24 protein-coding genes are annotated in these 25,773 nt (G+C 59.3%); 16 read left to right on the top strand and 8 right to left on the bottom strand.

The window, feature by feature from the left end:
* Positions 1 to 20: 20 nt before the first annotated feature.
* The 5 genes from scnC to AC3YOG_RS19790 all read left to right on the top strand — a co-directional run bounded on the left by scnC (position 21) and on the right by AC3YOG_RS19790 (position 3,447).
* The gene (scnC, locus tag AC3YOG_RS19810) at positions 21 to 782 is read left to right on the top strand and encodes a thiocyanate hydrolase subunit gamma (RefSeq protein WP_489936341.1); all 762 of its coding nucleotides are present in this window, start codon (positions 21 to 23) and stop codon (positions 780 to 782) included.
* Positions 779 to 1,162: a hypothetical protein gene (locus AC3YOG_RS19805; RefSeq protein WP_489936340.1), complete on the top strand. Its 384-nt coding sequence runs from the start codon at positions 779 to 781 to the stop codon at positions 1,160 to 1,162. Before scnC ends, AC3YOG_RS19805 begins: the two co-directional genes overlap by 4 nt.
* Before the next feature lie 76 nt (positions 1,163 to 1,238).
* Positions 1,239 to 1,838, top strand: coding sequence for a HupE/UreJ family protein (locus tag AC3YOG_RS19800; RefSeq protein WP_489936339.1), 600 nt, complete (start codon positions 1,239 to 1,241; stop codon positions 1,836 to 1,838).
* 176 nt (positions 1,839 to 2,014) lie between these two features.
* Positions 2,015 to 2,326: a hypothetical protein gene (locus AC3YOG_RS19795; RefSeq protein WP_489936338.1), complete on the top strand. Its 312-nt coding sequence runs from the start codon at positions 2,015 to 2,017 to the stop codon at positions 2,324 to 2,326.
* 308 nt (positions 2,327 to 2,634) lie between these two features.
* Entirely contained in the window at positions 2,635 to 3,447 is an 813-nt protein-coding gene (locus AC3YOG_RS19790; RefSeq protein ID WP_489936337.1) for a sulfite exporter TauE/SafE family protein, read from the top strand.
* A gap of 439 nt (positions 3,448 to 3,886) precedes the next feature.
* Here AC3YOG_RS19790 and AC3YOG_RS19785 read toward each other — a convergent pair whose 3' ends face one another.
* From AC3YOG_RS19785 to clcA, 3 genes are all read right to left on the bottom strand, one after another.
* Positions 3,887 to 4,654 carry a (2Fe-2S)-binding protein gene (locus tag AC3YOG_RS19785; protein WP_489936336.1) on the bottom strand — a complete coding sequence of 256 codons (768 nt, stop codon included), beginning with the start codon at positions 4,652 to 4,654 and terminating at the stop codon, positions 3,887 to 3,889.
* A 119-nt stretch (positions 4,655 to 4,773) separates the two neighbouring features.
* On the bottom strand, positions 4,774 to 5,820 hold the full coding sequence (locus AC3YOG_RS19780; protein WP_489936335.1) for a DUF2776 family protein: 1,047 nt from the start codon (positions 5,818 to 5,820) through the stop codon (positions 4,774 to 4,776).
* A gap of 193 nt (positions 5,821 to 6,013) precedes the next feature.
* On the bottom strand, positions 6,014 to 7,390 hold the full coding sequence (clcA, locus tag AC3YOG_RS19775) for a H(+)/Cl(-) exchange transporter ClcA (RefSeq protein ID WP_489936334.1): 1,377 nt from the start codon (positions 7,388 to 7,390) through the stop codon (positions 6,014 to 6,016).
* Between the two features lie 458 nt (positions 7,391 to 7,848).
* Between clcA and AC3YOG_RS19770 the strand changes: the two genes are divergently transcribed.
* The 4 genes from AC3YOG_RS19770 to AC3YOG_RS19755 all read left to right on the top strand — a co-directional run bounded on the left by AC3YOG_RS19770 (position 7,849) and on the right by AC3YOG_RS19755 (position 11,870).
* A complete protein-coding gene (locus tag AC3YOG_RS19770) occupies positions 7,849 to 9,081 on the top strand; it encodes an ammonium transporter (protein ID WP_489936333.1) in 1,233 nt (410 codons plus the stop codon).
* A gap of 73 nt (positions 9,082 to 9,154) precedes the next feature.
* Complete coding sequence (locus AC3YOG_RS19765) at positions 9,155 to 10,387, top strand: ArsB/NhaD family transporter (protein WP_489936332.1); 1,233 nt, start codon at positions 9,155 to 9,157, stop codon at positions 10,385 to 10,387.
* Between the two features lie 135 nt (positions 10,388 to 10,522).
* Positions 10,523 to 11,263: a sulfite exporter TauE/SafE family protein gene (locus tag AC3YOG_RS19760; protein WP_489936331.1), complete on the top strand. Its 741-nt coding sequence runs from the start codon at positions 10,523 to 10,525 to the stop codon at positions 11,261 to 11,263.
* A 445-nt stretch (positions 11,264 to 11,708) separates the two neighbouring features.
* Positions 11,709 to 11,870: a hypothetical protein gene (locus AC3YOG_RS19755; protein ID WP_489936330.1), complete on the top strand. Its 162-nt coding sequence runs from the start codon at positions 11,709 to 11,711 to the stop codon at positions 11,868 to 11,870.
* A gap of 62 nt (positions 11,871 to 11,932) precedes the next feature.
* Here the strand turns inward: AC3YOG_RS19755 and AC3YOG_RS19750 are convergent, their stop codons facing one another.
* Both AC3YOG_RS19750 and AC3YOG_RS19745 read right to left on the bottom strand, forming a co-directional pair.
* Positions 11,933 to 12,181, bottom strand: coding sequence for a CbtA family protein (locus AC3YOG_RS19750; protein ID WP_489936357.1), 249 nt, complete (start codon positions 12,179 to 12,181; stop codon positions 11,933 to 11,935).
* A gap of 683 nt (positions 12,182 to 12,864) precedes the next feature.
* Complete coding sequence (locus tag AC3YOG_RS19745; RefSeq protein WP_489936329.1) at positions 12,865 to 13,419, bottom strand: DUF992 domain-containing protein; 555 nt, start codon at positions 13,417 to 13,419, stop codon at positions 12,865 to 12,867.
* Positions 13,420 to 14,113: 694 nt separating this feature from the next.
* Here AC3YOG_RS19745 and AC3YOG_RS19740 point away from each other — a divergent pair.
* The 6 genes from AC3YOG_RS19740 (at position 14,114) to AC3YOG_RS19715 (ending at position 21,607) form a co-directional block, all read left to right on the top strand.
* Entirely contained in the window at positions 14,114 to 15,739 is a 1,626-nt protein-coding gene (locus tag AC3YOG_RS19740; RefSeq protein ID WP_489936328.1) for an SAVED domain-containing protein, read from the top strand.
* A gap of 2 nt (positions 15,740 to 15,741) precedes the next feature.
* Entirely contained in the window at positions 15,742 to 16,878 is a 1,137-nt protein-coding gene (locus tag AC3YOG_RS19735; protein ID WP_489936327.1) for an SMODS domain-containing nucleotidyltransferase, read from the top strand.
* Between the two features lie 71 nt (positions 16,879 to 16,949).
* Complete coding sequence (locus AC3YOG_RS19730; protein ID WP_489936326.1) at positions 16,950 to 18,677, top strand: ThiF family adenylyltransferase; 1,728 nt, start codon at positions 16,950 to 16,952, stop codon at positions 18,675 to 18,677.
* A complete protein-coding gene (locus tag AC3YOG_RS19725) occupies positions 18,670 to 19,194 on the top strand; it encodes a Mov34/MPN/PAD-1 family protein (RefSeq protein WP_489936325.1) in 525 nt (174 codons plus the stop codon). The genes AC3YOG_RS19730 and AC3YOG_RS19725 overlap by 8 nt, the downstream gene beginning before the upstream one ends.
* Before the next feature lie 260 nt (positions 19,195 to 19,454).
* Positions 19,455 to 20,468 (top strand): hypothetical protein, encoded by a 1,014-nt coding sequence (locus tag AC3YOG_RS19720; protein ID WP_489936324.1) that lies wholly within the window; start codon positions 19,455 to 19,457, stop codon positions 20,466 to 20,468.
* A complete protein-coding gene (locus AC3YOG_RS19715; RefSeq protein WP_489936323.1) occupies positions 20,468 to 21,607 on the top strand; it encodes a hypothetical protein in 1,140 nt (379 codons plus the stop codon). Before AC3YOG_RS19720 ends, AC3YOG_RS19715 begins: the two co-directional genes overlap by 1 nt.
* Before the next feature lie 893 nt (positions 21,608 to 22,500).
* Here the strand turns inward: AC3YOG_RS19715 and AC3YOG_RS19710 are convergent.
* Positions 22,501 to 22,755 (bottom strand): hypothetical protein, encoded by a 255-nt coding sequence (locus tag AC3YOG_RS19710; protein WP_489936322.1) that lies wholly within the window; start codon positions 22,753 to 22,755, stop codon positions 22,501 to 22,503.
* A 551-nt stretch (positions 22,756 to 23,306) separates the two neighbouring features.
* Here AC3YOG_RS19710 and mazG point away from each other — a divergent pair.
* Positions 23,307 to 24,116, top strand: coding sequence for a nucleoside triphosphate pyrophosphohydrolase (mazG, locus tag AC3YOG_RS19705; RefSeq protein WP_489936321.1), 810 nt, complete (start codon positions 23,307 to 23,309; stop codon positions 24,114 to 24,116).
* Here the strand turns inward: mazG and hflX are convergent.
* Entirely contained in the window at positions 24,113 to 25,492 is a 1,380-nt protein-coding gene (gene hflX / locus AC3YOG_RS19700; protein WP_172123371.1) for a GTPase HflX, read from the bottom strand. The two genes, mazG and hflX, sit on opposite strands and share 4 nt — an antisense overlap.
* A 3-nt stretch (positions 25,493 to 25,495) precedes the next feature.
* A complete protein-coding gene (gene hfq, locus AC3YOG_RS19695) occupies positions 25,496 to 25,747 on the bottom strand; it encodes an RNA chaperone Hfq (protein ID WP_046138466.1) in 252 nt (83 codons plus the stop codon).
* Positions 25,748 to 25,773 lie beyond the last annotated feature (26 nt).

Here is a 25,773-nt window from a genome sequence, read left to right as displayed (position 1 = left end):
CCTAGCCATAGGAGCAGAACATGGCAAATACACATAACCACGGCGGCCACGACCATCCGGAAGACGGCGGCCACGACCATACGGCAGCGCCTATGGTCGATGAGATTTCCGACTTCGAAGTTCTGGAGCTAGCCGTCCGTGAGCTGGCGATCGAGAAAGGCCTGTTCACCGCCGAAGATCACCGAGTGTTCTCCGAATGGAACGACGCGAGGTCGCCGGCCGCAGGCTCGAGAATGGTCGCAAAGGCCTGGACTGACCCGGCATACAAGTCCCGGGTATTCGACGATCCCCTTGCTGCCAGCAAGGAGGTCGGCGTCGACTGGGCCGAGCCGTCGGGCTTTGGCACCACAAGCGACTACATGCACCTGACCGTACTCGAAGATACGCCGGAGGTGCATCATGTCATCGTGTGCACTCTCTGCTCATGTTATCCGCGGCCTTTGCTCGGCCACTCGCCTTATTGGTACCGCTCGCCCAACTACCGACGCAGGTTAGTCCGCTGGCCGCGTGAGGTGCTGGCGGAGTTCGGATTGCTTCTCCCGCCCGAGGTCGAGCTGCGGGTGGAGGACTCCAACGCCAAGAGCCGCTTTATGGTCCTTCCCGTAAGACCTGCGGGCACCGAGGGCTGGACGGAGGAGCAACTCGCCCAAATCGTCACCCGCGACACCATGATCGGCATTGCCATGCCGAAGCCCGGCAGGACATCGGACGGTCCTCATCCGATCCACAAGGCCAGCCGGCCGGTCCATAGCGGTGGCAGGCCGACGGAGGCCTCACCATGAGCGGGAGCACTGTAGGTATTCAGGAGCAGACCGAAGGGCGTCACGTCGACCTTCGTCGCATTGAATTGCTCGAGTCCTTACGAAACGAGGATCAAACCTGGGCCAAGCTTGCGCCCCGTTGGTGCGTTACCCAGCCAGAACCGCCATGGCAGGTGTGCCTCGATGCAACCTGCGACGCTCTGTCAGCGGTCGGCGCTCTTGATTCACTCGAGCGGCGACACGCCGAGGATGAGCTTGGTGAGACGGTGTACAGCGAAATTCCGAATCCGGAACGTCAGCTCCTCGCACTCGCTCACATCATGGTCCGACGCGGGCTGCTGAGCGAGGAGGAACTCGCCCGTCACATCCGTACCGTCAGGGCGCGGCTTGAAGCTGTTTAGGAACAATGAAGGTAGACATATCATGGCAATACATCGTTCTCACGTTATACGCCTCGCATGCGCGGTGCCTCTCCTTATGGCGGGCACCAACGCGGCATTTGCCCACCATGTGATGGGCGGTCAGCTTCCGCAGACTTTCGGACAGGGCCTGCTTTCCGGCGCCGGGCATCCTGTGATCGGAGTTGACCACTTAGCCTTCGTCGTCGCGGTCGGCATTACAGCCGCACTTGCGGGCCGCCTTTGGACGCTGGCGCCCTTGTTCGTAGCCGGGACCCTCGCCGGATGTCTTATCCATCTCGCCGGGGTCACGCTGCCCGTAGCCGAACTGGTCATCGCCGCTACGGTACTCCTGCTCGGAGCCATCATCGCCACAAACCGCTCGCTTTCCGCGCTCGTGCTCGGCGTTCTTTTCGCCGGCGCGGGGCTCTTTCATGGGTGGGCTTACGGCGAGTCGATCTTCGGGTCGGAGCAGACGCCGCTCATCGCCTATCTCGCTGGCTTCTCCCTGGTCCAGTTGGGCGTGATAGTGCTGGCCGGTCTGGCCACGCGCTGGCTCGTCGCCAGTGATGCTGTTGGCCGAATGAAGGTACGCCTGGCGGGCGCCGCCGTCGCTGGCATGGGGCTGGTGCTGTTCGTCGGACAAATTGAAGGCGTGATGTTTCCCGGCATCCAGTGACCACGGTGGCAGTGCAGATCGGACTTTAGTTCGATGAGCATGTCCTTCACCGTTCCGGCAATGAACTCCGGTCCATTGTCGGGACGGAAGATTTTGCAGTGACTTGGCGCCGGGCACATGGGGTTGTAGATCCCCTCCCTACTGTGCTGGCCGCAAACAACTCAGGAGAGAGTAGCATGGCACAATTCGAAAACCGGTTGGCGTGTGTGATCAAATCGGATGGCACGATCGCCCGTGGCTATATGATCGATAAATGCGAGACGAAGGGCGAAAACGAATATCTGATCACCTGGAAAATTCCGCTCCAGGGCGACGCCAAGACAAACTTTGCGGGCACTATCGGCAGCGCTTTGGAAGAGGATGTCCAGCCTGGCTTTATCACAGTCGGACTCACTCAGGATCCAAGTCAGATGCAGGTGCATACCTATGACGTGGGCGGTAAGCCTGCGCGCCGTTCATTTCACATTGCGTGTTTCAGAGACCAGTAAGCAACGGTAAGCGGGCGAGAAAGCCGGATGGATCTGCTCGCCCGCCTGCCACTGCCATGGATGGGAAGCCCGACGTAAGTCGATGATGTGTGCGGCCCTTACTGTCACCCCGCACATTCCTCCAGATGAGGCTGAAGCTCCGGCCGAAGAAGAACCGGACGACAAAGCGACCAAGGTTTCAGGGAACAGTTATGCCCTGTTGCTCGAGCACGAGGCTGGAGTTTCAACCGCCGACGTTTGTCGCAACACGGTCTCAGACATCACCACGACCAGTGCGCCCTTAGGCAAGAGCAGAGGAATACCACGCCATGGAAGATCTCCTGCTACGCATCATCATTTTCGCAGTGGTTGGTCTGGTCTCCGGCTTCTTCGCGGGGCTGTTCGGTATCGGCGGAGGCACCATCCGCATGCCGATCTTCATCTATTTGTTCCCATGGCTCGGCATCGCCCATCCGGTGATGATGCATGTGGCAACCGCGACCTCAATGGCACTCGTCATACCGAGCGCAATCGCTTCCACTCGCAAGCACTACAAGCTCGGCGATCTCGATTTGGGGTTATTCAAGACCTGGGCCATAGGCCTTTTCATTGGTGTTGTCATCGGATCGATCCTGCTGCCATTCGGCTCGACTGAAATCCTGCAAGCCCTGTTTTCGATCTATATTGTCCTGGTCGGTTTCTACATCGCGTTCAGCCATGGGCGCTTTACCTTGGGTCAGGAGCCGCCGAAGGGTGCAAAGATGGTTGGTATCTCCTCGGTTGTCGGCCTCATCGCTGCGATGACCGGTACCAGCGGCGGCACGCTAACAACGCCGACCCTCTCAGCCTTCAACATGAATCTGGAACGCGCGATGGCCATTTCGGCCGCGACTGGTCTAATCACTGGCACAGTGGGCGCGATCGGAGCTATCATCGGCGGCTGGAATGCCAAGGATCTGCCGTCTTACTCTCTCGGCTATGTCGACGTTGTCATTTTCCTCGTTATGGTGCCGACAGTCATGATTGGTGCGCCGATCGGCGTGAGTGTCAGCCACAAGATGAACGAGAGGACATTGCAGCTCACTTACGCGCTTCTGCTCATTGTCATCGGCATTGATCTGTTGCGCAAGCTGGTCGCCTGATCAGTACGGCAGCGGCGATCGATGTCGGTTAGATCGATCCGACAGACACCGGCGATCTGCCAGAGTGGAACAGGAAGGTATTGCTCCGGACGCCGACGTGTTTCTCCAAGGGAGTGGCGGCTTGGATCGGCCGGGAAAATGATGCGTCATCGATCGCCGGGTCGAGCTCAGGAGCCACCCGGTATAGCCAACCTTGCTTCCCTGATGACGGTGGCGAGCCCCGAGCCAAGATCTCAGATGGGGTGCGTTCCATGATCCAAAGCTGGAGCTCCTTCGGGTAGAAATAGGACGCCGCACCGGCAGACTGGCCGTTGGCCGCCGGCTCGATGAGTGGATAAGCGGCTTGCCGGATCGGAGTTCCAGTGCCATGCGCCAGGTGCGAGCCGCGAGCCTTCTCCCCGGCGCTACCCGGATGAGTGCAGTCCACGGATGCTGGAGACTAGACGCGGGCGGAGAGGCGTTGCATCTGATCCTCGCGATCGCGCACGACGCAGTTGGCGCAATACTCACCGCCTGCGCTCTTGTAGAGCCGGCAACACCCGCCCCGCAGACGAAACCACTCCCGTCGACCGGATGTCCCGATCGCCTCGACAAACTGCCATTGCCGGTTATGCAGCGGTTGCTGTCGAACGACGGCAGCGGCTTCCAACTTGGTATAGTCCAGGCGTCCGTTCAGCTTCCCCCAGACCAGAAAGCCGTTCGTCATCCCGTCGGTGACAAGGCGCCACAAGGCCTGCCTCGACAATCCTGTCCCTTGGCTCAGTGCATCTACCAGCGGCCGGTGCACTGCGATCACCGAACCCACAAATATCTCCCGCTGAAGGGGCGCCATTGGCCTCCCACCGACCAGCATGAACTGGAAGCCGATGTCACGCGCACGACCATGCCCTGTCACCCGAAGACTGGCCAGAACGTTGGTCGCATCAAGCTGGAGCGTGGCTGCACCTTCTAGATAGAGGTGGGCAAGCACCTCACCCAGACGCCACACCAGGATGCTCATAAGGTACGCGGCTGCGGTCCTACGGTCGACACCGGCTGCCACCGTTGCCGTATCGTCAAGCCATTCCAGCAACTTTGGACCGGCTGCAACCCGGTCCAGCGAGCTCGCGTCGCTCGGGCCCCCGGTTTGAATGCCAAGCTCAGGGCGGCCAACTGACAGTTCTCTTATTGCTTCCTCAACCGCATTCATGGGGTCAGCTTCAACCATCCTCGGTCCTCCCGAATAGGCCCGTGCAGGAAGCTTATGAAAGAACACGCCCCCACCGGCCCAGTGACTGTCCAGACCGGCATGTCCCAAAACGCGGTGGCATTCCCTGAACAGCCGCGCTATTTCGAAGTGCCCGCCTCCAGGATCGAAACGATCGAGAACAGCGTGAAGCAAACCGCACCGAGCCCCGTGAGCACGCGCGCGGGAACAAGGAAGTCAGCATCGCTCAATGCCGCTTCTGACAAGAACGCCGCAAAGAACAGACAAGCCAAGCAGGTCATCACCGGAATGAGCGGGACCCTGTTGGCCAGGGGGAAATCGCGCCGCCAGACGCATGCGAGCAGCCATACCTTGGAAAAGATGCTGTAACAGATCATGCCGAGCCCGAGCAGAACACAGCCGGGGGCGATCCGTTCGGGGCGGTCGGAGCCAAACAGCACGAACAAACCCCACAGGAATGCCGTGCTACCCATGAGCAGCACCCACAGGGACCAATACCAGCGCTCGCGCTCATCGAATTCATTACGCACCTGGCGCACGACTGTGCTCACAAGGGCGATCAGGCTGGAGCAGATCAAGGCCAGCCCCATGAGGACGTGACCGGCGACAAAATGATCCGCCACCGCTTCGTTGGTCAGCAGTATTGCGGCCCATGACCCGCTGGCCAGCGTGGCCATGACCGGAACACTGATCAGTATCCTGCCCACGCCCGCGCTAAACGCTGCGGCGGGCGGACCATCTTCGTGGCGGCCAGCAGAGTTCTTGGGAATAAGCGTGAATTGGGAGGATGCAGTCGCCACGGTGGAGACGCACGCCGCAATCAGCCCGATGCCAAACATGACGTGACCGGCGACAAAGGCCTGGGGGGCGGCACTCCCGCCCCGGATCCACAGCCCCCACGCACTTGTTGCGACTGCAACGGTATAGCCGATTATGGGGAGAATGATCTTCCACTTCGGTGCGAAAGTGTGGGTCAACTGCCGGATGATCATCGCCGCCGTGGTAAACAAGGCAATGCAGATTGCCGCCAGGGCGATCAGCACGTGTCCGGGCACGAAATGGCTGGCATCCGTTCCACCAGCGAGGACATATGATCCCAGGCCAAGGCAGACTGCACCCATAATCAGGGGGATAGCTCGAAACAGGATGCTGATGCCGAAGTTCATGGCACGCACTTTCTGGTGGTTGAACAGCAACCGATTGCACCGGGCTCTCTGCCATCATGCAAGGTGGCGCGGTGGCAGCGTTCCGGAGCAAAATCGCCGACAATACTTAGGAGAGGCAGGAGGTGCTTGTATTGATCACCGTCAAGTTTGGGCCGAAAAAGGGGTCGGCCCGCGCTTTCAGGTCGTTTGCGCTTCAATCCTCGCGCGTCGCATCATCGCTTTTGGTACTGCGAGCCTGTTGTTTGATACCACCAGCAGCCAAAGTGCGGGCGAGCAACTGCTCGTAAATCGGCTTGCCGCCCAGCCATTGCGCGGTGAGATTGGCGACGAGGCAGGTAGCGAGCAGCGGCACGGCGACATCATAGGCCCCGGTGAGTTCCAGCGTCAGCACTACACCAACGATGGGCGAGCGTACGCAAGCGGTGAAAAGTCCACCCATTGCTGCTATAGCGAAAGCTGCCGGGATAATGCTGCCGTCGGGAACAATCATGTTGAGAACACCGGCAAAGGCGAGCCCGATGCAGGCTGCCAGGGAAAGAATGGGCGCGAAGATGCCGCCGGGTACGCCGGTCGAGTAACTCCCCACCGTCGTGCAGAAGCGAACCGCCGCGAGCGCCACCAGTATCATCACGCCGGGTTGCTCGCGTACCAGCGCTGTGATGACAGCCTCGCCGCCTGTGACGGTTTGCGGCAGCAGCACCAGGAGTGCGCCGACTGCAGCACCGATGACCGCTGGGTACAAGTAAGGGGCCTTAGCACCGATAGCTGCCGCAAAATCCAGCGCCTTGAGGAGGCTGGCATTGAGCAACACACCAACTGCACCCAAAAGACCCCCGAGCAGCACAAAGAGCGGCAGCATGGCTATAGGCATCCGGGCGGCCTCCATGGTGAGGTCCGGAGCCATGCCACCAATCCATTGGGTCATGACGGTGGAAAGGAGGGCAGCAGCGATAACGCCCATATAGGTGTCGTACCGATATGGAAACTGTCGTCGAGTTTCCTCGATCACAAACAACACACCGGCGACCGGGGCATTAAAGGCGCAGGCCAGGCCTGCGGCTGCTCCCGCCGCCAGCAAGCCGCTGCGCTCCGTAGCATCAAGGGCAAACCGCCGCGAGAGCATCGCAGCCACCGACGCACCTATATGGATAGTCGGTCCCTCGCGCCCCAGAACCAAGCCGGATCCAATGGCAGCTACCCCGCCAACGAACTTGACTGGCAGCACCCGCGCGCCATGGATCTCTCGCTGGCCGGCCATTGCGCCTTCCACCTCCTGAACGCCACTGCCGCCGGCTTCAGGTGCCGCGTGGCGTACCAGCGCAACACTTGCCACCGTGGCGACCAGGGTAATCAGGGCTGCCACGATCACCAACAATGGTCCGTCGAGCACCCCGCGCAACTGCGTGGGCCAGTGCAGCAGTGTGTTGATTGCGAGGTGGAACACAGAGCCAATGGCACCCGCAATCACTCCCACCGCTGTGGCGAGAGCAAGATAGCTCAGCCGGCCCCTGATTGCCTTGGGTTTGGATCGTTCCGGAACAGGATAGTGCACGTCTTCGGTTGCGACCATTACACCTCACCCGATCGCCTGCACTGAGTCCACCCAATGACACGGCGAATTCCCTATTCCTGCTGCAACCTGCGCCTGAGGAGCCCAGAAGGGGTGCAACTCTATCCGAATGCGGGTTGGCGGCCTTGCCTTCGGTCAAGGCAATAAGGACGATCGAAAAGCCCATCAGCAACGACGAGCCACTTCCGGACGCACGCTACGGCATGCAGACGGTGCCAGCGTCCCATCCGATGATCGCTTCAGGCGGGGCGAGAGAACAGCGCTGCCGCTAACAACACCGATCCTGTCGGCCTTCAATATGCATCTGGAACGTGCGACAGCCCTTTACCTGTTCATGGCGCAGAAGCCGGACGGCGCCCCATCGTCATAGTCCCGTCGCGGCGCACTTCTTGATGAATGACAAGTCCTGGGCATCCGGGTGGTGCTAGCTCTTAAAGCTCAACAAGGAGGGGAGACACATGAGTGCCATCAACGCCGGTGATACCGCCTTCGTTCTGGTCTGCACTGCCCTCGTCATGATGATGACGCCCGCGCTGGCGTTGTTCTATGGGGGGCTGGTGAGAGATCGAGACGTGCTTTCGATCATGATCCAGAATTTTGTCTGCATCGGCGTAGTCGGCATCATCTGGGTGTTTGGCGGGTTCAGCCTGGCGTTCGGCCCCTCACTGGGCGGGATCATCGGCAATATCGGTTCATATTTCGGCATGTATCATGTGGGCGTTGAACCCAATGCCAACTATGCCGGCGACGTGCCTTTCATCCTCGTGTTTGGCTACCAGATGATGTTCGCCATCATTACCCCGGCACTGATGACCGGGGCCTTCGTGGGGCGCATCCGGTTTGCAGCCTATCTCTGGTTCGTCGCCCTCTGGACCATCATCGTCTACCTGCCCGTGGCGCACTGGATCTGGGGCGGCGGGTTCCTGTCCCGCCTGGGCGTGGTGGACTTTGCTGGCGGCATCGTGATCCATGCTTCGGCTGGCGTTTCGGCACTGGTGACCGCACGCTACCTCGGCAAGCGCGCCGTGGCGGAAGGCAGCTCCGCCCCGGCTAGCCTGCCGCTGGTTGCCCTTGGCGCAGGCCTGCTGTGGTTCGGCTGGTTCGGCTTCAATGCCGGCGGCGCCTACGGGGCCGATGCGCTCGCGGCCTATGCTTTCACCAACACCATGCTGGCCGGCTCAGTTGCCATGCTGGTGTGGATGTTCTGGGAATGGCGCGAGACCGGGCACCCCAGCTTCTCGGGGCTCCTCGTTGGTGCGGTCACCGGTCTGGCGACGATCACGCCTGCCTCGGGCTATGTGGAGCCCATGGCTGCCCTGCTGATCGGCGCCGTGGGCGCGACGGCATGCTACTACGCCAAATATATCCAGTCCTGGCTCAAGGTCGATGACACGCTCGAAGTGTTCCGCGCCCATGGTGTGGGCGGCATTACCGGCTCGATCCTGATCGGCCTGCTCGCGAGCTCCCACATCAATGCCGTTTCCGCCGGTCCGCGCCAGTTGCTGGTGCAGATCGTGGGTATCCTCGTTGTCGTCATCTACGCCGCCGTAGTCACCGCCGTGATTCTGAGGGTGCTCGACCGCTTCGGCAAGCTGCGGGTTGCCGAAGCGCTGCAGCGGGAAGGTTTGGATGAAAAGCTCGGCGAGCAGGCCTTCAGTCTGTGGAACATGAGGACAGGCATCAAGAACTAAGCGAGCTGCGAGCGTCCGGGGTCGTCGCGTCCCGGGCGCCATCATAGTCTCCTTTCGGATGGACGGCACCGCCATGGACCTCACGATCCTGATCTTTGTTCTGGTCTATGTGGCGATGGCCCTGGGGGGCTTTCCCGGGTTCAAGGTCGACCGCACCGGCGCCGCGGTCATCGGCGCCATGGCGATGATGACGACGGGCGCGATCGCCCCCGAGGCGGCCTGGCAGTCGGTCGATTTTCCCAGTATCGCCATGTTGTTTGGCCTGATGGTCGTGTCTGCAGCTTTCCTGGTGTCCGGCTTTTATGGCTGGATGGCGCGCAAGGTGGCGGCCGCCGAGGTGTCTGCGCCCACCCTCTTGGCGATCCTGATCGCGGTGGGCGGCTTGCTCGCAGCCTTCCTGACCAATGATGTGGTGGCAGTCGCCATGACCCCGCTGCTGATGTCCATCACTCTCAACCGCAAGCTTAACCCCATTCCGTTCCTGCTGGGCTTCTGCTTTGCGGCCAATGCCGGGGCGTCCGGCACCATTATCGGCAGCCCGCAGAACATGATCGCGGCGCAAAAACTTAACCTGTCCTTTGCCGGCGTCTCCGAGCTGACGGCGCTGCCCGCGCTCCTGGCCTTGCCCATTATCTGGCTGGTCGTGAGCTGGCTCTATCGCGGGCGCTGGCAGCTGAGCCAGAATTCGGAGGCGAAGTCTCCGGCGCAAAGCACTGATGAGACGCCGTTTTCCCTGCCCGAAACCATCAAGGCCGCGGTGGTGGCACTGGCAGTGGTGGTCGCCTTTATCTTCAGCCCCTGGCCGCGCGAGCTGATCGCGCTGACGGCTGCCGGGGTGCTGTTGATCAGCCGGCGCGTTTCCTCAACCGACATGCTCAAGCAGGTGGATGGTGATCTCATCTTGCTGATCATGGGCCTCTTTGTCGTCAATGCCGCGGTTTCCAACACCGGTCTGCCCCAGACATTGCTGTCGCATCTGGCCCATGGCGGCATTGATCTGCAGCAGCCCTTCACGCTCTTCTGGGTCAGCAGCATCATCAGCAATATCGTGGGGAACAACCCCGCCGTGATCATGCTGGTGCCGTACCTGCATTCCAACGGCGATGCGCAATATGGTGCGGCGCTGTCGCTGGGCACGCATTTCTCCAGCAATCTGGTGGTGTTCGGCAGCTTGGCCGGCATCATCATGGTGGAACGGGCGAAGGATTATGGCTTCACCATTTCCTTTGGCGAGTTCTCCCGGGCTGGCGCCGTGGTCACCGTGCTGACCATGGCCATGGCGGCCGTGTGGCTGCTGATCGTGTGACCTTCGCCTCACAACGCTGACAGGAATTCAAAGCAGACAGAGTTTATCACTGAAGATTCATATCAGTTCTGACTTAGTTAGCTCTGGGCCAAAATGCAGCAAGCCGCTTGAAGCACTCTTGAATCCGAGGCAATTTTGATCGTAGCTGTTGCCATCTTCATCGCTTTGGCGTCCTTCGTCTATGCCATTGCAGGTCAAGCCGGCGGCACAGCTTTTATAGCGGTGATGGCACTTGCTGATTTCCCCCAAGCACAAATCCGGCCGACCGCGCTGGTCCTGAACGTTGTAGCCTCAGGCTATGCGACCTGGCGCTTGCACCAATATGGGCTGATCGACTGGAAGCTATTCCGCTCAATAGTGGTGGGTTCAATCCCTATGGCCCTGTTTGGCGGGCTGATTGTCTTCGAGGGGTCCGGCTATATGATGGTCACCGGAGTTCTCTTAGCGGTCGCGGCTTGTCTAATTGTAGCCCGTCTTCGAGACGGACAGTTAGAAGAGCAGGTGATCAGCCCCAGCAGAACTTGGTCAGCTGTCGCTGGTGCGGCAATCGGTTTTCTGTCGGGCTTGAGCGGAATAGGCGGCGGCGTCTTTGTGGCACCGCTTCTAATATTCTCTAGGCGGGCAACGACCAGGACTGCGGCCAGTATTTGTGCGCCGTTTATACTGGTGAATTCATTGCCAGCGCTGATCGCCGCACTGGCGATCGGACAGCACCCATTGCCGGACACATTCTTCTTTGCTTTGGCTGCCCTCGCAGGTGCTATTGCGGGCACCGCAATAAGCGCAAAGCTCAGATCGACGAAGACTATCCGCATCGTTCTAGCGGGTGTTATTGCTGTGGCATCCGCACGCTTAATCCTGTTGGCGCTATCTTAGAGGCACCTGTTTTTAAAAGCGGCTTGGCCGGCAACCACTCCCCCCAAAGTAACCAGTCAGGACCCAACCCCGTTACTTCGGTTCCCCAACATCTAGTCAGATACTGCTCCTGCGGCAGGTCCCCAACTCTTTAAGACAAGCCAGAACCGCTGGGAGGCTGATCGCGGAGGTCGTTGAGTTGATGAGCGGCTGGAGGCGTCGGTAGTCGGATGAAGGAACGATGATCTCACCGTCCCACGCCAGATTTAAGTTTCCTCAGGAGCTGCAGCATGCAAATGCAGCCGGCCAACCCAGCGCCCGGTTTGAAATAAACAGAGTTGGTGCCAGCTGGCTTGCATCTATGACGTTGTAACCGACGATTAAACGACAGTCCGGAAGAAACCGATGAGGACACGCCGAGGTCTGTCCGCAAATGTGCTTCTTCGGGATTTGGTCTGGCATCTCGTTGACCCTCACGCTGGCGGCCCACGGCCGCTTCATCAGCAGCGAAGCGCCCGTGGGCAAGCACCGCGCGGCATCGGTCACGATCAACGTCGACGGGCAGCCGCGCTTTGATCTGGCGCCAATTGAAGGCGCGGATCAGCGGCTGGGGAAGCGCCACTCCTAGGTTTAGTAAGTTGATCGATTTTCACCGGGTCCGCAGCGCCTGCATGACCAGAATCTTGGTGGTCAAGCAGGAGCTCCGATAGGGTGGGAAGCGTCGCGCCGGGCGACACGATCATTGACGAGGCCGAAGAGGACGCCCAGCATCACCCAGAAGACTGCGGATGTGCCCAGGGTGGCTGCGGCAAAGGCTGTGGCGAGATGGGCGGGAACGGCGCTTGGCTCTTCAGGAACCGCGGGCCCGCCGACGATGTGGGGAGCAAAAACCAGGGCCAGCGCCACGGCGATTGCCCAGTTCGCCTGGGTCTTGGCCAGCAGCAGGCAGGCGGCGCCGGTGGCAAGCGCTGCCGCAGCCTACGTCGCCGCCCATTGAGAGCGCTACGAGGTTGAAGCATTCTGGCGCCGCCGATAACGCACGGTCGGCCATGGCGACTATGCTATCATCGTTTGTCAGGTCGGCAATGATCGCCTGCCCCGGTAGTGCCAAGGTCGCCGCCTCCCAGATAAAGGCGTCGCAAATCAGACCGGGAAGAAAAACGGCGGGGACCATACTGGCAGGCTAGCGCCATGCGAACAAAGGCACAACAAGGTCACAGCATCTGGCGCAAAGGCCAGATCGGTGCTCCGCCTTCCCGTGTCCGCTTACACGGAGAGGCAATTCCTAACGGCAAAGACCGCATTGGGGTTGGCTCCGGACTACCCCCTTAGGGGCGGCAAGGGGACTGGCGTTTTCGGAGGCGGCCGTAGATTAAGCAAAGACATCGACGCTAACCTTTGCTGCACGACCAAAATTGGGGTTGTTGCCGGCAGAGGGGTAATGGGGTGGACGCCCCCCCGGCATCGATGTGCCAAAGTGGAGGTGCGGTACGGCTGTCAACTCGGTACAGCAGTGGGACGCCTGAAAAAGGCGAGCGGGCCATTTGGCTCGCCTGCATTTTGATGGTCCGACGATTGCGGTGCGGAACTAGAATCCTGCCCTTTGGCGCCGTCGGGTACAGTTATACGGGGGTCAACTGAAGGTCGGTGATGCCGACGGCGATATCGAGGCCGACTTCTTCCTGGACGCTGACCGGCTGCAGCACGATGGAGCCGTTGGTGCCACCGAGCAGAACATTGACGCCCACACCGACGCCGAGGGACGCATCGGCTGACACACCGAGGTAGTTGCCGCCAAGCGCCGAAGGATCCCAGTCGGACTCGTCGGCGAGAACAAGCCACTGGATCTGGGTCCCGCCCGTCACGCCAACATCCAGCCCGAACTTGCGGACATCACCAACATATTGCTGGGGTTCACCGCCGTTGGAAGGTTGGAATACGCAGTCCAGCGCTTGCTCCGTCAGTACAATGACGCCGCCGCTCTCTCCGGCCGTGCAGGCCAGGGAGCCGACCTCCAGCCTGGCGGCGAAAGCGGCCCCAGACGTTCCAAAAATCATGGGGAAGGTAAGCGCTGCAAGAAGTCCCGTCTTTACTACCCGTTCCCGGATTGCGTCGCGGAAAGCGTCTGCCTGGATGGCGTCAGTGTACCGGGGTTCGATCTCAGAGTTTTGGCGCATCGTGATCTCCTTGGAAGCCCCGCCTCGGAGCCTGAGATCATTCTAATTTCCTCACCCACTGCGGCGCTGACCAAAGTCAAGATCGTGACGATTTCACCGGTGTAGGGGTATGGGCGGTCTGGCTACCAAAGGCAGCGATCCAGTTCGGCACCTTTTTTGTCGGCAAGGCCGCGGGCCTGTCGCAGGAGGACCGCCTGGTGCTCTAGTTCTGCGGCTCCAAGAAGGGCCTCCTCAGCAGGTTACCCATGGCCAATATCCTTTCGCCGGGCAGGCGGTCAGTCTCGTCATCCTTCCCGTGATGCTCTTCCACCAGATCCTGCAGCTGGTCCGTGCCCTCATCACCCAGCGCATCGCCAATGGCCGCAAGGCGCTTGAGGCCCAGGCAAAACCCAGGCCTTCGGCAGCTTAGCTGGCCCCGACGTAACCTACGGTCGGTCCGAACACCATTGCTCAACAGCGGCAGCTTTCGGGACTCCATAGCGCGTTCTTCAACGTCAGAACTGGGGTCGGTTACTGCCAGGCAGAAACGCGCCCATTCCGGCCGTTGGGCGCGGCCTCGCGAACTCCCGAAAGCGGACATTTCCCGGAAACCGGGTACGCCCAATTATAACGACCTAACAAAAGTTTGTGCCTTACTCTGTTCTTTTTTCGTTCAGCCCTTGTACGGCGATTTATAGCGACCTAGATGCAGTAAATGCGCAGCAACCAGGCGCATAGCAATTGTCATCATGCATATCGATTCCTTGACCGTTCCGGTTCATGGAAAAGATCCGTCAAATTCAAGACGGACATTGCGGCGCTGACATTTGGAGGACAAATCGGGGGTAATATGGCTGACGCAGTCATCGCCAATTGGGATGGGCACGACTACCAGGCAAGGTACTTTTGGATTCATGCGTCGGGCCTTCGTGACCCAGAGCAGCCCTTTGTTGTCGAAGTCTCTTACGAGGCAGACGGACCGAAGGGATTTGACGATGTCGTCGTGCGTTACAACCCAGGGAAATCCGGTCGGCGGTCGTTTGCCGTTGAGGTCGCGCACCACCAGGTCAAGTTTCACGTCAGCCAAGAAGGACGGTTTGGCTTCAAGGATCTCACAAGCCCCGACTTTATCCATGCCGCAAGGTATTCGATCCTTGAGCGACTGAAAGAAGCGGTGGAAAAAGCGCCGGCCAATTCCACCTTCACATTGGTAACTACCGATCGCATTCTCGACACCGACAACCTTCGCAAGCTCATCACAACCAAAGATGGCTCGATTAACATCGAAAAACTCTTCGATGGGACTACCGATCGCAGTTGGACGGGCGAAATCCGAAAATGCTGGCGCGAGCACCTTAAGCTATCGAGCGACGATGAGCTCAAAGCTATTCTCGACACGTTTCACATCTTTGATGGTCACCGCACCCTCGAACAGATGCGCGACGAGGTCAATTTCCACTTCAGGGGTGTTGGCCTCAAGAGCGGCGGCAACAATCTTGAGTTCAGGTTCGATGGTGCGGCGCGGGCGCTGAAGGCAACTGAGCGCAGCAAGTTGTCGAGGGCCGATTTCGAGCAGCTATGCCAGGAGCAAGACTGGATTCGTGCCAGCGAGGATCGGCGCAATGTCGCAATCCGATCCTTTGGCGATGGCCCAACCGACTATCTTTTGGCCGCGCCTGAAAACCATCTGTCACTTCTCGATCACTTCGATGAGCGCTTGCTGCGTCCGGGCAATGACTGGACGGATACGATCATGCCAGAGGTCAAAAGCTTCCTTGATCGCACGCGGCAAACGACTAAGGACATGCGGCTGCATCTCGACACGCATGCTACCGTGGCATTTCTGGCGGGCTCGCTGCTGGGCACCAAAAAGGGCACTGGTGTAGAACTTATGCAGAAGGGCCGCCGCGGAACGTCGCTGTGGCGCTCGGATGACCAGCTCGATGGACCACCTCTTAAGCTCAGCACTAGGGACCTCGGCTCCGGCAAGGATGTCGCCGTGGCAATCAGCCTTTCTCGAAACGCCCTGGCTGACGTCGAAGAATACGTGAGCGCTTCCCTCGCGGATGTCGGCAAGATCCTGCACTTTGAGGCTGGAAATGGTGTCGGCCAAAACTCGGTGGCGGGGGGGACACACTCGGGCGCTATGGCCGACCAAGTGTCCGATGCGCTGGAGGCGCTGCGCCTTCGCAGTGGCGCCCGGGCACACATCTTCGTTTCGGCGCCCAATGCCTTCTCGTTTTTCCTTGGCCAGCATCGCGATGCCATCGGTCCGGTCACAGTCTACGAATTCGACTTCAACGGGTCGAAAACCTACCACCCCTCATTCCGGATTGGATGAACATGGAACTAAAGCCACAATTCGCCGAGTTTCTGGCTTCGATCCGGCCGACAGACAAGCAGAAGGAAGACTGGAAAGGCGGTGCATCCACGCTGCGCGCGCGCTTGGATGCAGACCAGGACCTCAAAGGTCTTGTCGTTGCGACATTCCTCCAAGGTAGCGTGCGCCGCTCAACCGCCATTCGTCCGATCGGCGATAAGCGGCCGGACGTCGATATCGTTGTCGTAACCAACATCGACTACGACAGCACCACACCCGAGCAGGCGATGAAAAAGTTTGTGCTGTTTCTGGATCGCTACTACGAAGGCAAGTGGCGTTGGCAGGGGCGATCTTTCGGGATCGAACTATCCTACGTTGACCTTGATCTGGTCATCACGGCGCTTCCCAAGGACCCCGAATCCAGGGCCGTGATGGAAAGCCTCTATCGGTCAAACTCAGTTCTGACCACAAACAGCGTGGAAGAAGATCCGTCCTGGCGCCTTAACCGGCAATGGCGGCCTTCAGTGCTGGGCGAAGCAGCGTCCTTGCTTAATGATATGGCCCCCAGTGAATGGCGGCCGCATCCTCTCTATCTTCCTGACCGCGAGGTGGGCGATTGGGGGCGAACCCACCCTCTGGCGCAGATCCAATGGACGGCCGCCAAAAACCGATCGTGCAACGGCCACTACGTCAACATCGTACGCACGGTGAAATGGATGAAGCAGGACGGATCGGAAGAGTTTCCGAAGTATCCCAAGGGCTATCCGCTGGAGCACATGATCGGCAACGTCATTGATGATGGTACGACGTCGATGGCGGTTGGCATTGTTCAAGTGCTGGAAAGCATTCGGGATACCTGGGAATACGCTGCGGAAACTGGGCAGGTCCCCGTATTGCCGGACCACGGTGTGCCAGAACATGATGTGCTCAAGCGTTTGTCCGTCGACGACTTCAAGGCATTCCATAAGGCTGCCAGCGAAGCGGCTGCCCGCGCGCGTGCTGCGCTTGACAGTGATGACGCTCAAGAGTCCGCGGAATTGTGGCGCTCTCTTCTTGGGACCAAGTTCCCCTTGCCGGGACCGCGCGGTGGTGACAGGCCATCGATCTTCAATACCCCTAGCAAACCTGCCGAGCCGCAGACAACGCAGCGATTTGCCTGATCTTGCCCTCGCCCGCCGTACCACCAGCGCTGCAGGAAGTGCTTTCGCTAGTTGAGGGCGAGGAGCAGATCATGGTTACCGGGACCTGGGCGTGCGTTGCGCCCAGGCAATGGGCGCTTCCGATCACCGCGAGCCTGTCGGTGCGGCCCAGTCAGTTTGTCGAACAGCGAACGGGCTGGTACCTGGTTGTCTCGTTTACACCCGGAGACGATCCCGTCGCGATTTACCCATGCGCGTCGACGGGCATCGAGGTCACATTTCCCCACCAGTTGCACAACGGAACGCTTGAGGATAATGGCCTCTGGCGCTCGGGAAAACTCTGCCTCGACAGGCCTGAAGCGGCGTTCGGGCGAGACAAGTGGTCTAGCGAGCCTTCTGACCTCGTCCAGCGAGTAATCTGGAATTTGAGCCGATTGCTGCTGTGGATCGAAGCAGCTGCGACCGGACGTTTGAGACAACCCGGGGATCCGTTCGAAGTCCCTCCTTCGCCCAAAAACTTCTCTTCCCCGGTGATAGGCTTTGACGAAGCCATTTCCGATTTCGTGCCGTGGATGGAAAGGAAGCAACGCTGGGGGCAAGCGACGCTAGTTGATATTCCGAATGCGCATGGCAATAGCGTTGTGATCGCGTACTCGGACAATGTCGGCTTGAAATTGAAAGTGAGCGATTGGGGCTTGTGGGTCGGCCAAGTCAAAGCCCAAAAAGAGGCCATCTGGATACGGTTGGACGCAATACCGGTGGTGGAGCCATGGGGTTTACCAGCAACTTGGCGCGAGCTGTCAGTGTTGCTTGCTCATCAGGGCTTTGACCTGGGAGAGCTGTTGGAACAGGCCGGCATCCAGCGCCGACAGCGAACCCATAAAACCGAAGGTCTAACTCTGTTACTTGGTTTCCCGGCCGAGGAGCGCGCGGGGGATGAGCCGTCACGAGTCCATTGGTTGGCAATTGGCGCGGTGCCATTGCAACACCGTCATTCCAAGATGAAGGGTTTCCGTCCAAACGAGGCCAATAGGCGACGATTGGACAAATCTATCGCGCAGTCAAAGGATACGTTGAAGTGGACGAGGACCATGAATTGGTCCTCCGATCAGCTGCGCAAGCGTGGACCGACATCAAAAAAACTGTCTACTGCGAAAATCGCCATGCTTGGAGCCGGCGCCCTCGGGGCCGCGATCGCTGAAAATCTGCTCAGAATGGGCAGTCGAGACCTGAGCATCTTGGATGGCGAGAAGCTTGAGGTAGGGAATCTTACCCGGCACGCACTTGGCCTTGAGGCGGTTGGCCGCAACAAGGCGTTGGCACTTGCCGGCGCACTCAACTCTTCAATGATCGATGGTTGCACCTTCGGGTACGCGACGGACTTCCCTCCCAGAGACCCGACTGTAGTCGCCGCGCTGCATGCTGCGGACATTGTGGTGGACTGCACAGGATCGGACGACGTCTTGCGTCGAATGGCCGAGTTTGACTGGGGGACAGAAAAGACCTTTGTCAGTCTGGCTATCACGTGGGGTGCGGAGGGGCTGCTGGCCTACACAGCAACCGAGGTCAACTTCCCTTATTTCGATGCGGTCGACAGGCTGGCAAGCTTTGATACCCCGAACCCGACACCGACAGACTCAACGATGGAGGGAATAGGTTGCTGGCATCCAATCTTTCCTGCGACGGCCGAAGATATGCGGCTGTGGGCGTCGTTTGGGACGAGAGTAATACGTCGGGCGATCGAGCGCCCGAGCCGGAACCTGATTTACTATCGCCAGCAGGATGATGGACAGATTGTAATGGTGAATCCGAATGCCTGAGTTTTCCCTTTTACGATATAGTTCCATCGCTCCAGATATTTCCGCCGAGTTCGAACTGCCGCTGTTGACCAAGGTAACTGAATTGGCTGGTCGAGCCAGCACTGTTGAAACCGGAGGCATCCTCATCGGCCGGTATCTTGATCGAGGACACTCTGTCCGAATTACCGAAGTCACAGGAATGCCTGTGGATTCTAAGTTCGGTCGTTCCTGGTTCAAAAGAGGACGTAATGGCCTCGAAGAGTTGTTGCGTGAGCGATGGACGAGCGGCCAGCACTACGTCGGTGAGTGGCATTCCCATCCTGGGGGCAGTGCCGAACCGAGCGGCGTCGACGTGGCGGCAATGCGAAAGATAGCTGGCGACCCGTTGTACCGATGCGATGCGCCAGTTTTGCTTGTCGTGGGCGGTAAATCGCCCGACAGCTTCTCAATCTCACTAACTGTGTTTGTTGCGGGAACTCCACACCGACTGCGATACGGCACACCAGCCAGACCCAGAAGTCTCCTGATCCGCAAATAGTCCTCGGGAGTGATCGGCGACGCCACCGCCAGCCGGGCGGAGGAGAGCTTGGCGCTCGTCTGCTACACCGACAGCCCGGCGCGATTGACGTCATCTCTGGTAGCGCAGGGTTGGTTCGAAGAAGAAGAGGTCGAACTGCCGAGATGAGTTGAGTTGAGTGACGGGGTGCATGAAGGGACCAACCATTCTTGTCTGCGAAGCGGAAGAATGTAGGCTCTGGATGATGCCATTAAGCAGTCTGCAGAGGGAGCATGCGGTCAGTGCCAGAGTCACCAGCGGAGAAAAACAGGCTCAAACGTCTCGTTGGCTCTCTCATCCTGGCGCAAGGCAACGTCTTCATCAAAGAGTTGCTGCGCAACAAACAAAAAACCAACCCCAAAATCACAATTGGTGGCAACAAGGCTGAGTTCGAAAAAAACCTCGCCGCAGCTATCGATGCGGACTGGATCACTAGTAGAGATGTCGAAGACTGGTTGGCGCTCACCGAAGGCTGGGGTGGGCAGCATGTTTATCTCTACCAGGCTCTTCCCAGGCAGGCGCACCAGGACCTCATCGCCAGAGCTACGGCGTCACGGTTCAAAGGGCTGCTCAATCCGGTCCAAAACGTCAGCTTCCCGAACGAGCTCAGCCTGACGGCAATTGTGATCGACAACGAAAAACTGTTGCTGACCTGGCATCGTGGAAGTGCCTGGTTCTCCCGCGCAAAAGACAAGGACCGTGAGCTGCAGGATGGGCTCGACCGCTACGAACTGCGCGCGTATCTCGAACATCAGGATCGTGCGGTAGTCCGTTTTGAGTGGCAGTTCGCAGAGGACTTCTGCGGTTTGTTTGTGCAACTCGCAATTGCCGATCCGGCCCATGCAGCAGTTAAGGAGCAAGTATGGGCGGTACTTGTTGCTATTGGAGCGGTCGACGGGCCCCGCGATCCCGTGCAGCTCGTGGGATCGGTGCGAAAGCTTGGTTCCGTTCAAGGCTCCGTCGAGCGCGGTACGAAGTGGACGGTGGCAGGCGGGTATGTCGATATCTATGCCGATGCGGACGGCGGAGTTGCCGCTGTTGGACCGGTTTCGCGGACCCGACAGGGTCTAGACGTGGAGGATTTCACTCTTGCCGACGGTCAGTTCGAGCTTCCAACGCGCAATCCGCTTCCAGGCGAGGCAAAGGTTCTGAAGTTCTCGGTTCATGGTGGTGAAGGGCGGGTTCGGATAAACTCGCAATGCCTGAAGACCCAGGTCTATGACCTGATCAGCGAGGTGTGGAGGCAGAACGCCTGATGCAGCCCGATTGGGATCGACTTAAAGCAGAGCACCCGACTCGACTGGTCGACAATCTGCGCGTGGAGATCGAGCGGGCTGATACGGCGATTATCGATCCAGAAACGTTGTCGAAGCGATCGAAAACCGGCTTCGACGAGACCAAGCAGCTGCTTTCCGAAGTGGCTCGACTCGGTGCGCTTCTCATCACTCAGGAGAAGCGATGCGGCCACTGCGGGGCGATCGCTTCTCCAGAAGATGAGGAGGGCGGCATGTGTCCAAGATGCGGCGTGCGCTACTTGGAACTTGAGGAGCCTTTCAAGTTAACGACAGTCTTCAAGTTGCCTGGCGGACGACGCAGTCGGGACATCTCGTGGCTCGTCACGGTTCACGGGATGAACACCGATGGGCCGTGGCAGCAGGACTTCTCCTGGAACATTGCCAAACGGCTGAAGTACAGCGCGCCGGTGCTCATTTTTAAGTATCCCATCTTTCGGGTAATGGCTTTGTTCGAGCGTACGCAACGCCTCGCTGCCGCCGAGCTTGGAGAGCGCTTGCGCGCCGCCGAAAGACAGGCATCTCGACGGGTCGGCGAGCTCAACCCACTTCCGGATGTCATTCTTCACAGCTACGGAACGTTGCTATTTTCACGACTTATGCTCGATATCCGATTCAAGGATCTCCGGTTCGGTCGCGTGATACTGGCCGGCTCGATCGTGGCACCTGACTACGATTGGAGCCAGCACATCCGTACTGGGCGCATCGAACAAGTCATCAACCACTGCGGCGACAAGGACGATGTGGTCTATGCCGCGCAATATTTGATGCCCAATGCTGGGCCATCCGGAAAGATCGGCTTCCTCGACAAGTCAGTTGTGAACGTGCAGGCCAAAGGATATGGCCACGGCACCTTCTTCGAGCCTGGACTCTTAAGGTCAAATCTCTCACCAAATGGGTCATGGGACCGTTTCCTAACCGCGCCGGTCGACTTCGTGGCGGGTGGCGAAGCAGAAAATCGACCCGAACGATGGTCAAAGAGCTGGCTCGCCTTGCCGGCCCGGTTCTCTCTCAAGGTCCTGGTGTTTCTTGGCTTGGGCCCGCTGGTGTGGCTGAGCATGCAAGCGTGGGACGCCGTACGAGCCATCATCTGGGCGAGATGACATGCGTTATGGCGCCTCGCTTCTTCCGTGTCTGCTTTCGATGGTCTGGACACCTTATGCTGCCAGTCCGCTCACGGCCCACAACAGCCGCGGCGGTGAGATCCCTAAGGCGTTGCTCCATCGGCGCCTTATGGGGACAGATCGTTGTCAGCATATGCGGTGCGTTGTTGTCTTATCCCATCAGGCACATGAGCCTTCGATGAACCGGCTGCACCGGCATTTGAGAAGGTCACGCGCTGCTTACGTGAGCGGGGACATACAAGAACAAAACAGGAACAACTGTCAACCCATTCGTTTCTGCCAGGCCTCGGCGCGACCTCTGGTGCTGGGCGTCACCACGCAACCCACTTGATCGCGGAGAAGTCGCATTGACCTCTGCGAGTGACGTCAGGATCAACCGGAAGCATGGAGCATGACCATGTTCACAAATGATCAGTGTCCGCCTGGCGGGCTTAGTTTGAGAAATGGCGGTGTTGGCGGCTCGTTGAGAATGGGAAGCGAAAAAAGCTAGATCGCCCAGGGGGTATGGTTCGCCAAACACTAATGGCACTTTCTATGTGAAGAATGGAGTTTCGCTGACAACTTATGACGTAGCCGACGACAAATTATGGGTAATGGTGCGCCGCATTCTGGGCCTCTCCCAGTCTTAAACCGAAAGCTTATCATGCGAAGCACAGCAACTCACGTAACAACGTCAATGACTGCCGATAACATCGATGGCGTGGAATATTCCATCACGCCACTGGGACGTGGTCTTCAGGAGCCGTTTCTCGTGCTCTATGATTGGGCCGTTAACATCAAGCAAATTTGACGGCGCACAGCAAAGCTTCGACTATAGCGAAAGATAAAGCACCGGTCGAAAGCTCCCTGGCCGGACATGAAGTTACCTCGGCCTACACCAAGTCTTGCTCAGGCGCCTGGTAGACCGAGCGAATAGTTGACGAAACCCAAGACTGCGTGCCAGCGATCCATCGATGTGCAGGTGCCACGGTTGACGAGGGGGGCAGATGGGCGAGTTCGTAAATGGTTGTGGTCGCCTCATCGGTGATGTTGACCGTGCGACGATCCATGACGCCGGTCAGGGCGAGCTCTGTCGCGGTGAAGATGTCACGATGATGGACGGTGCTCATCCGCTTGGCCGGTGCCATCGGCCGCTTCGCACATGGTCCGACAGGGCCTCCAAGTCCGTCCTTTCGCCATAAAAGAATGGAAATCGCAGGATCATCCAGTTTAGCCCGCTCGCGCGCAACTCCCTCTCGGCGGCGACTTTGCTCGCCGGATAGGCCTGTTCCGGCTCGGTTGGATCAGCCGCGCTCGACTGGCCGGGCTTAGTGACCAATTGGACGTGGTGACGCCGGAGGGCAACGAATGAATGCCGGTCCCACGAAATTCCCCGGGAGACGGCAAGAGCGGAATTGCGGGCGCTGCGCTTAAGCAGCACAGGCAGGACCGTTGCTGCTTTATGTGAGTCAGTTGAGCGGCGTTTTGCTCTTATGTGAGTCAGGTTGTGCTCTGTCGTGAGTCAAGGATCCCGAAAACGTTAGGGTCCTGGCACGTCAGTTGTCGCCTTATGTGAGTCTCGTCATGATGGCTTGGCGAACCCGCCTCACCCGCTCTAATTGGCTGTTACCGTGCTGGGCTACTGGCAAGCCCTAGGCATTGCTAAGCTGTCGTCGCTGATTCCAATCAAGGTTCCTCCATGCAACCGTCGCGCGAAATTTCACGGCTGATCGAGATCATGGCGGCGCTGCGCGATCCGGTGACGGGTTGCCCCTGGGATCTGGAGCAGACCTTTGCCACCATCCGGCACTACACGATCGAGGAAGCCTATGAGGTCGCCGACGCCGTTGAGCGCGAGGACTTCGCTGATCTGCGCGAAGAACTGGGTGATCTGCTGCTGCAGCCGATCTACCAGGCGCAGCTGGCCAAGGAAGCTGGGCACTTCGATATTGGCGATGTGATCTATGCCATCACCAGCAAGCTGATCCGCCGGCATCCGCATGTGTTTGGGGATCTCGATGCCAATGATGCGGAAGCGGCCCAAAGCCGCTGGGAAGCCATCAAGGTCGACGAACGCGCCGCCAAGGCGGCTCGCAATGGCGAGCAGACGCCTTCAGTGCTCGATGATGTCCCCTCGACACTGCCAGCGCTTGCCCGGGCCGAGAAGCTGACCAAGCGTGCGGCTCAGGTTGGCTTTGACTGGCCCCACTATGCAGCGGTCAAGGAGAAGCTGCTGGAAGAGCTGGCTGAAGTCGACAGCGCGCGTGAAATGCAGGACCAAGCCGCGGTGCAGGAGGAAATCGGCGACCTGCTGTTCGCCGCCGCCAATCTGGCCCGTCAAGCCGGCGTTGATCCAGAAGCGGCGCTGCGGGACGCCAACAGCAAGTTTAGCCGGCGCTTTCACTATGTGGAGGCGCGGTGCCGCGAGGACGGCGTTGCTGTCAAGGACGCTGGGCTTGAGCGCCTTGACAGCTATTGGAACGAGATCCGTGCCGCGGACAAAGCCTAGGCTTCGACGCTTTCGATCCGGCCATTGAAGCGCTCGAGGAAGGCCGCTTTCTGGCGCGGTTCGACGCGCACCACATAGCCCGAGCCCTGCTCATTGGGTTCGTCGCGCGAGATGATCTCGGAATGGGCATGCAGCCAGCCGATATCGCTGCCGGCGCTGTGGGGCACATGCACATGATAGGTGCGGCTCTTGTCGGCGAGCGCGGTCTCGACCGCGAGCTTTAGCTCGTCGAGTCCCTGCCCGGTTTTGGCGGAAACCTGTACCACTGCCGCGACCTTGCCGGCCGGGCTGACCGAGGCGAGCAGCGGATCATCGCCGTCAGCGACGGGTGCCAGCAGATCGATCTTGTTCCACACTTCGATGACGGGCGTGGTTTCCGGTGAAACGCCCAAGTCACCCAGGACCTTGAGCACATCGAGCGCCTGCGCCAGATGGTCATTATTGGCGATGTCGCGGACGTGGAGAATAACGTCTGCATCCACCACTTCTTCAAGCGTGGCGCGGAAAGCAGCAACGAGGTCGGTGGGTAGATCGGCAACGAAGCCCACAGTGTCGCTGATCATCACCTCGCGCCCATGCGGCAGCTGCAGCTTGCGCACAGTGGTGTCGAGGGTAGCAAACAGGAGGTTCTCGGCAAACACCCCTGCCCCGGTCAGAGCATTGAACAGGCTCGACTTACCGGCATTGGTATAACCCACCAGCGCCACGATGGGGAACGGGGTGTCGTCGCGCTGCCGCCGCTGCTGGGCGCGCGTCTTCTTGACCTTTTCCAGCCTATCCTCGAGCAGCACGATGCGGTCGGTCAGCTGCCGCCGATCACTTTCGATCTGAGTTTCGCCCGGGCCGCCCATGAAGCCCAGGCCGCCGCTGCCGCGCTGACGCTCAAGGTGGGTCCAGGAGCGCACCAGACGGCTCTTCTGGTAGTTGAGGTGGGCCAGCTCCACCTGCAGCACGCCTTCGCGGGTTGCCGCACGCTCGCCGAAAATCTCCAGGATCAGCGCGGTGCGGTCGAGCACCTTGGCGCCGGTTTCTTTTTCGAGGTTGCGCTGCTGGATCGGCGTCAGCGCCGCATCCACCAGCAACAAGTCGATATCCTCGTTCTTGACGCGCTGCGCCAGGGTTTCCACGTGGCCGCCGCCGAGAAAAGTGGCCGGCTTGATCTCGCGAACCTTGAGCACCTCTGAGAATACGATGTCGAGCCGAATGGCTCCAGCGAGCCCCTCGAACTCGGACTTGCGCGATTCGATGGTATGGGCGGAGGAACTGCCGCGCACATCGGGGCAAATCAGGCCGGCGCGCGTGGGTACCTCGCGCCGGTCGATAAAGGCCTGGGGTCCGCCCGGCAGGTCGTCGTCTAGCTCGTCGTGATCGGTCATGGATTAGTCGCTGTCTTGGTTCTGCTCCGGATCGAAAAGCTGGATTGGGGCTCCGGGCATAATCGTCGATATCGCGTGCTTGTAAACGAGCTGCGACTGCGCATCGCGCCGCAGCAGCAGGCAGAAATTGTCAAACCAGGTGATCACTCCCTGGAGTTTGACGCCGTTCACCAGGAATATGGTCACCGGTACCTTCTGCTTGCGCACGTGATTAAGAAAGGAATCTTGCAGATTCTGCTGCTTTTCACTGGGCATTCAGGCCTCTTTTATGCGGCAGTCTT

The sequence above is a fragment of the Devosia sp. Z6_126 genome (assembly GCF_058133495.1).
This window is presented reverse-complemented; position numbering and strand designations above follow the sequence as displayed.

Coding starts and splice junctions, on each gene's coding strand:
- scnC (WP_489936341.1), top strand. CDS start 21: ATGGCAAATACACATAACCACGGCGGCCACGACCATCCGGAAGACGGC.
- AC3YOG_RS19785 (WP_489936336.1), bottom strand. CDS start 4,654: ATGGTTGAAGCTGACCCCATGAATGCGGTTGAGGAAGCAATAAGAGAA.
- AC3YOG_RS19795 (WP_489936338.1), top strand. CDS start 2,015: ATGGCACAATTCGAAAACCGGTTGGCGTGTGTGATCAAATCGGATGGC.
- hfq (WP_046138466.1), bottom strand. CDS start 25,747: ATGCCCAGTGAAAAGCAGCAGAATCTGCAAGATTCCTTTCTTAATCAC.
- AC3YOG_RS19735 (WP_489936327.1), top strand. CDS start 15,742: ATGGAACTAAAGCCACAATTCGCCGAGTTTCTGGCTTCGATCCGGCCG.
- AC3YOG_RS19745 (WP_489936329.1), bottom strand. CDS start 13,419: ATGCGCCAAAACTCTGAGATCGAACCCCGGTACACTGACGCCATCCAG.
- hflX (WP_172123371.1), bottom strand. CDS start 25,492: ATGACCGATCACGACGAGCTAGACGACGACCTGCCGGGCGGACCCCAG.
- AC3YOG_RS19805 (WP_489936340.1), top strand. CDS start 779: ATGAGCGGGAGCACTGTAGGTATTCAGGAGCAGACCGAAGGGCGTCAC.
- AC3YOG_RS19770 (WP_489936333.1), top strand. CDS start 7,849: ATGAGTGCCATCAACGCCGGTGATACCGCCTTCGTTCTGGTCTGCACT.
- AC3YOG_RS19710 (WP_489936322.1), bottom strand. CDS start 22,755: ATGGCACCGGCCAAGCGGATGAGCACCGTCCATCATCGTGACATCTTC.
- AC3YOG_RS19800 (WP_489936339.1), top strand. CDS start 1,239: ATGGCGGGCACCAACGCGGCATTTGCCCACCATGTGATGGGCGGTCAG.
- AC3YOG_RS19765 (WP_489936332.1), top strand. CDS start 9,155: ATGGACCTCACGATCCTGATCTTTGTTCTGGTCTATGTGGCGATGGCC.
- AC3YOG_RS19725 (WP_489936325.1), top strand. CDS start 18,670: ATGCCTGAGTTTTCCCTTTTACGATATAGTTCCATCGCTCCAGATATT.
- clcA (WP_489936334.1), bottom strand. CDS start 7,390: ATGGTCGCAACCGAAGACGTGCACTATCCTGTTCCGGAACGATCCAAA.
- AC3YOG_RS19740 (WP_489936328.1), top strand. CDS start 14,114: ATGCGCAGCAACCAGGCGCATAGCAATTGTCATCATGCATATCGATTC.
- AC3YOG_RS19780 (WP_489936335.1), bottom strand. CDS start 5,820: ATGAACTTCGGCATCAGCATCCTGTTTCGAGCTATCCCCCTGATTATG.
- AC3YOG_RS19715 (WP_489936323.1), top strand. CDS start 20,468: ATGCAGCCCGATTGGGATCGACTTAAAGCAGAGCACCCGACTCGACTG.
- mazG (WP_489936321.1), top strand. CDS start 23,307: ATGCAACCGTCGCGCGAAATTTCACGGCTGATCGAGATCATGGCGGCG.
- AC3YOG_RS19790 (WP_489936337.1), top strand. CDS start 2,635: ATGGAAGATCTCCTGCTACGCATCATCATTTTCGCAGTGGTTGGTCTG.
- AC3YOG_RS19730 (WP_489936326.1), top strand. CDS start 16,950: ATGGTTACCGGGACCTGGGCGTGCGTTGCGCCCAGGCAATGGGCGCTT.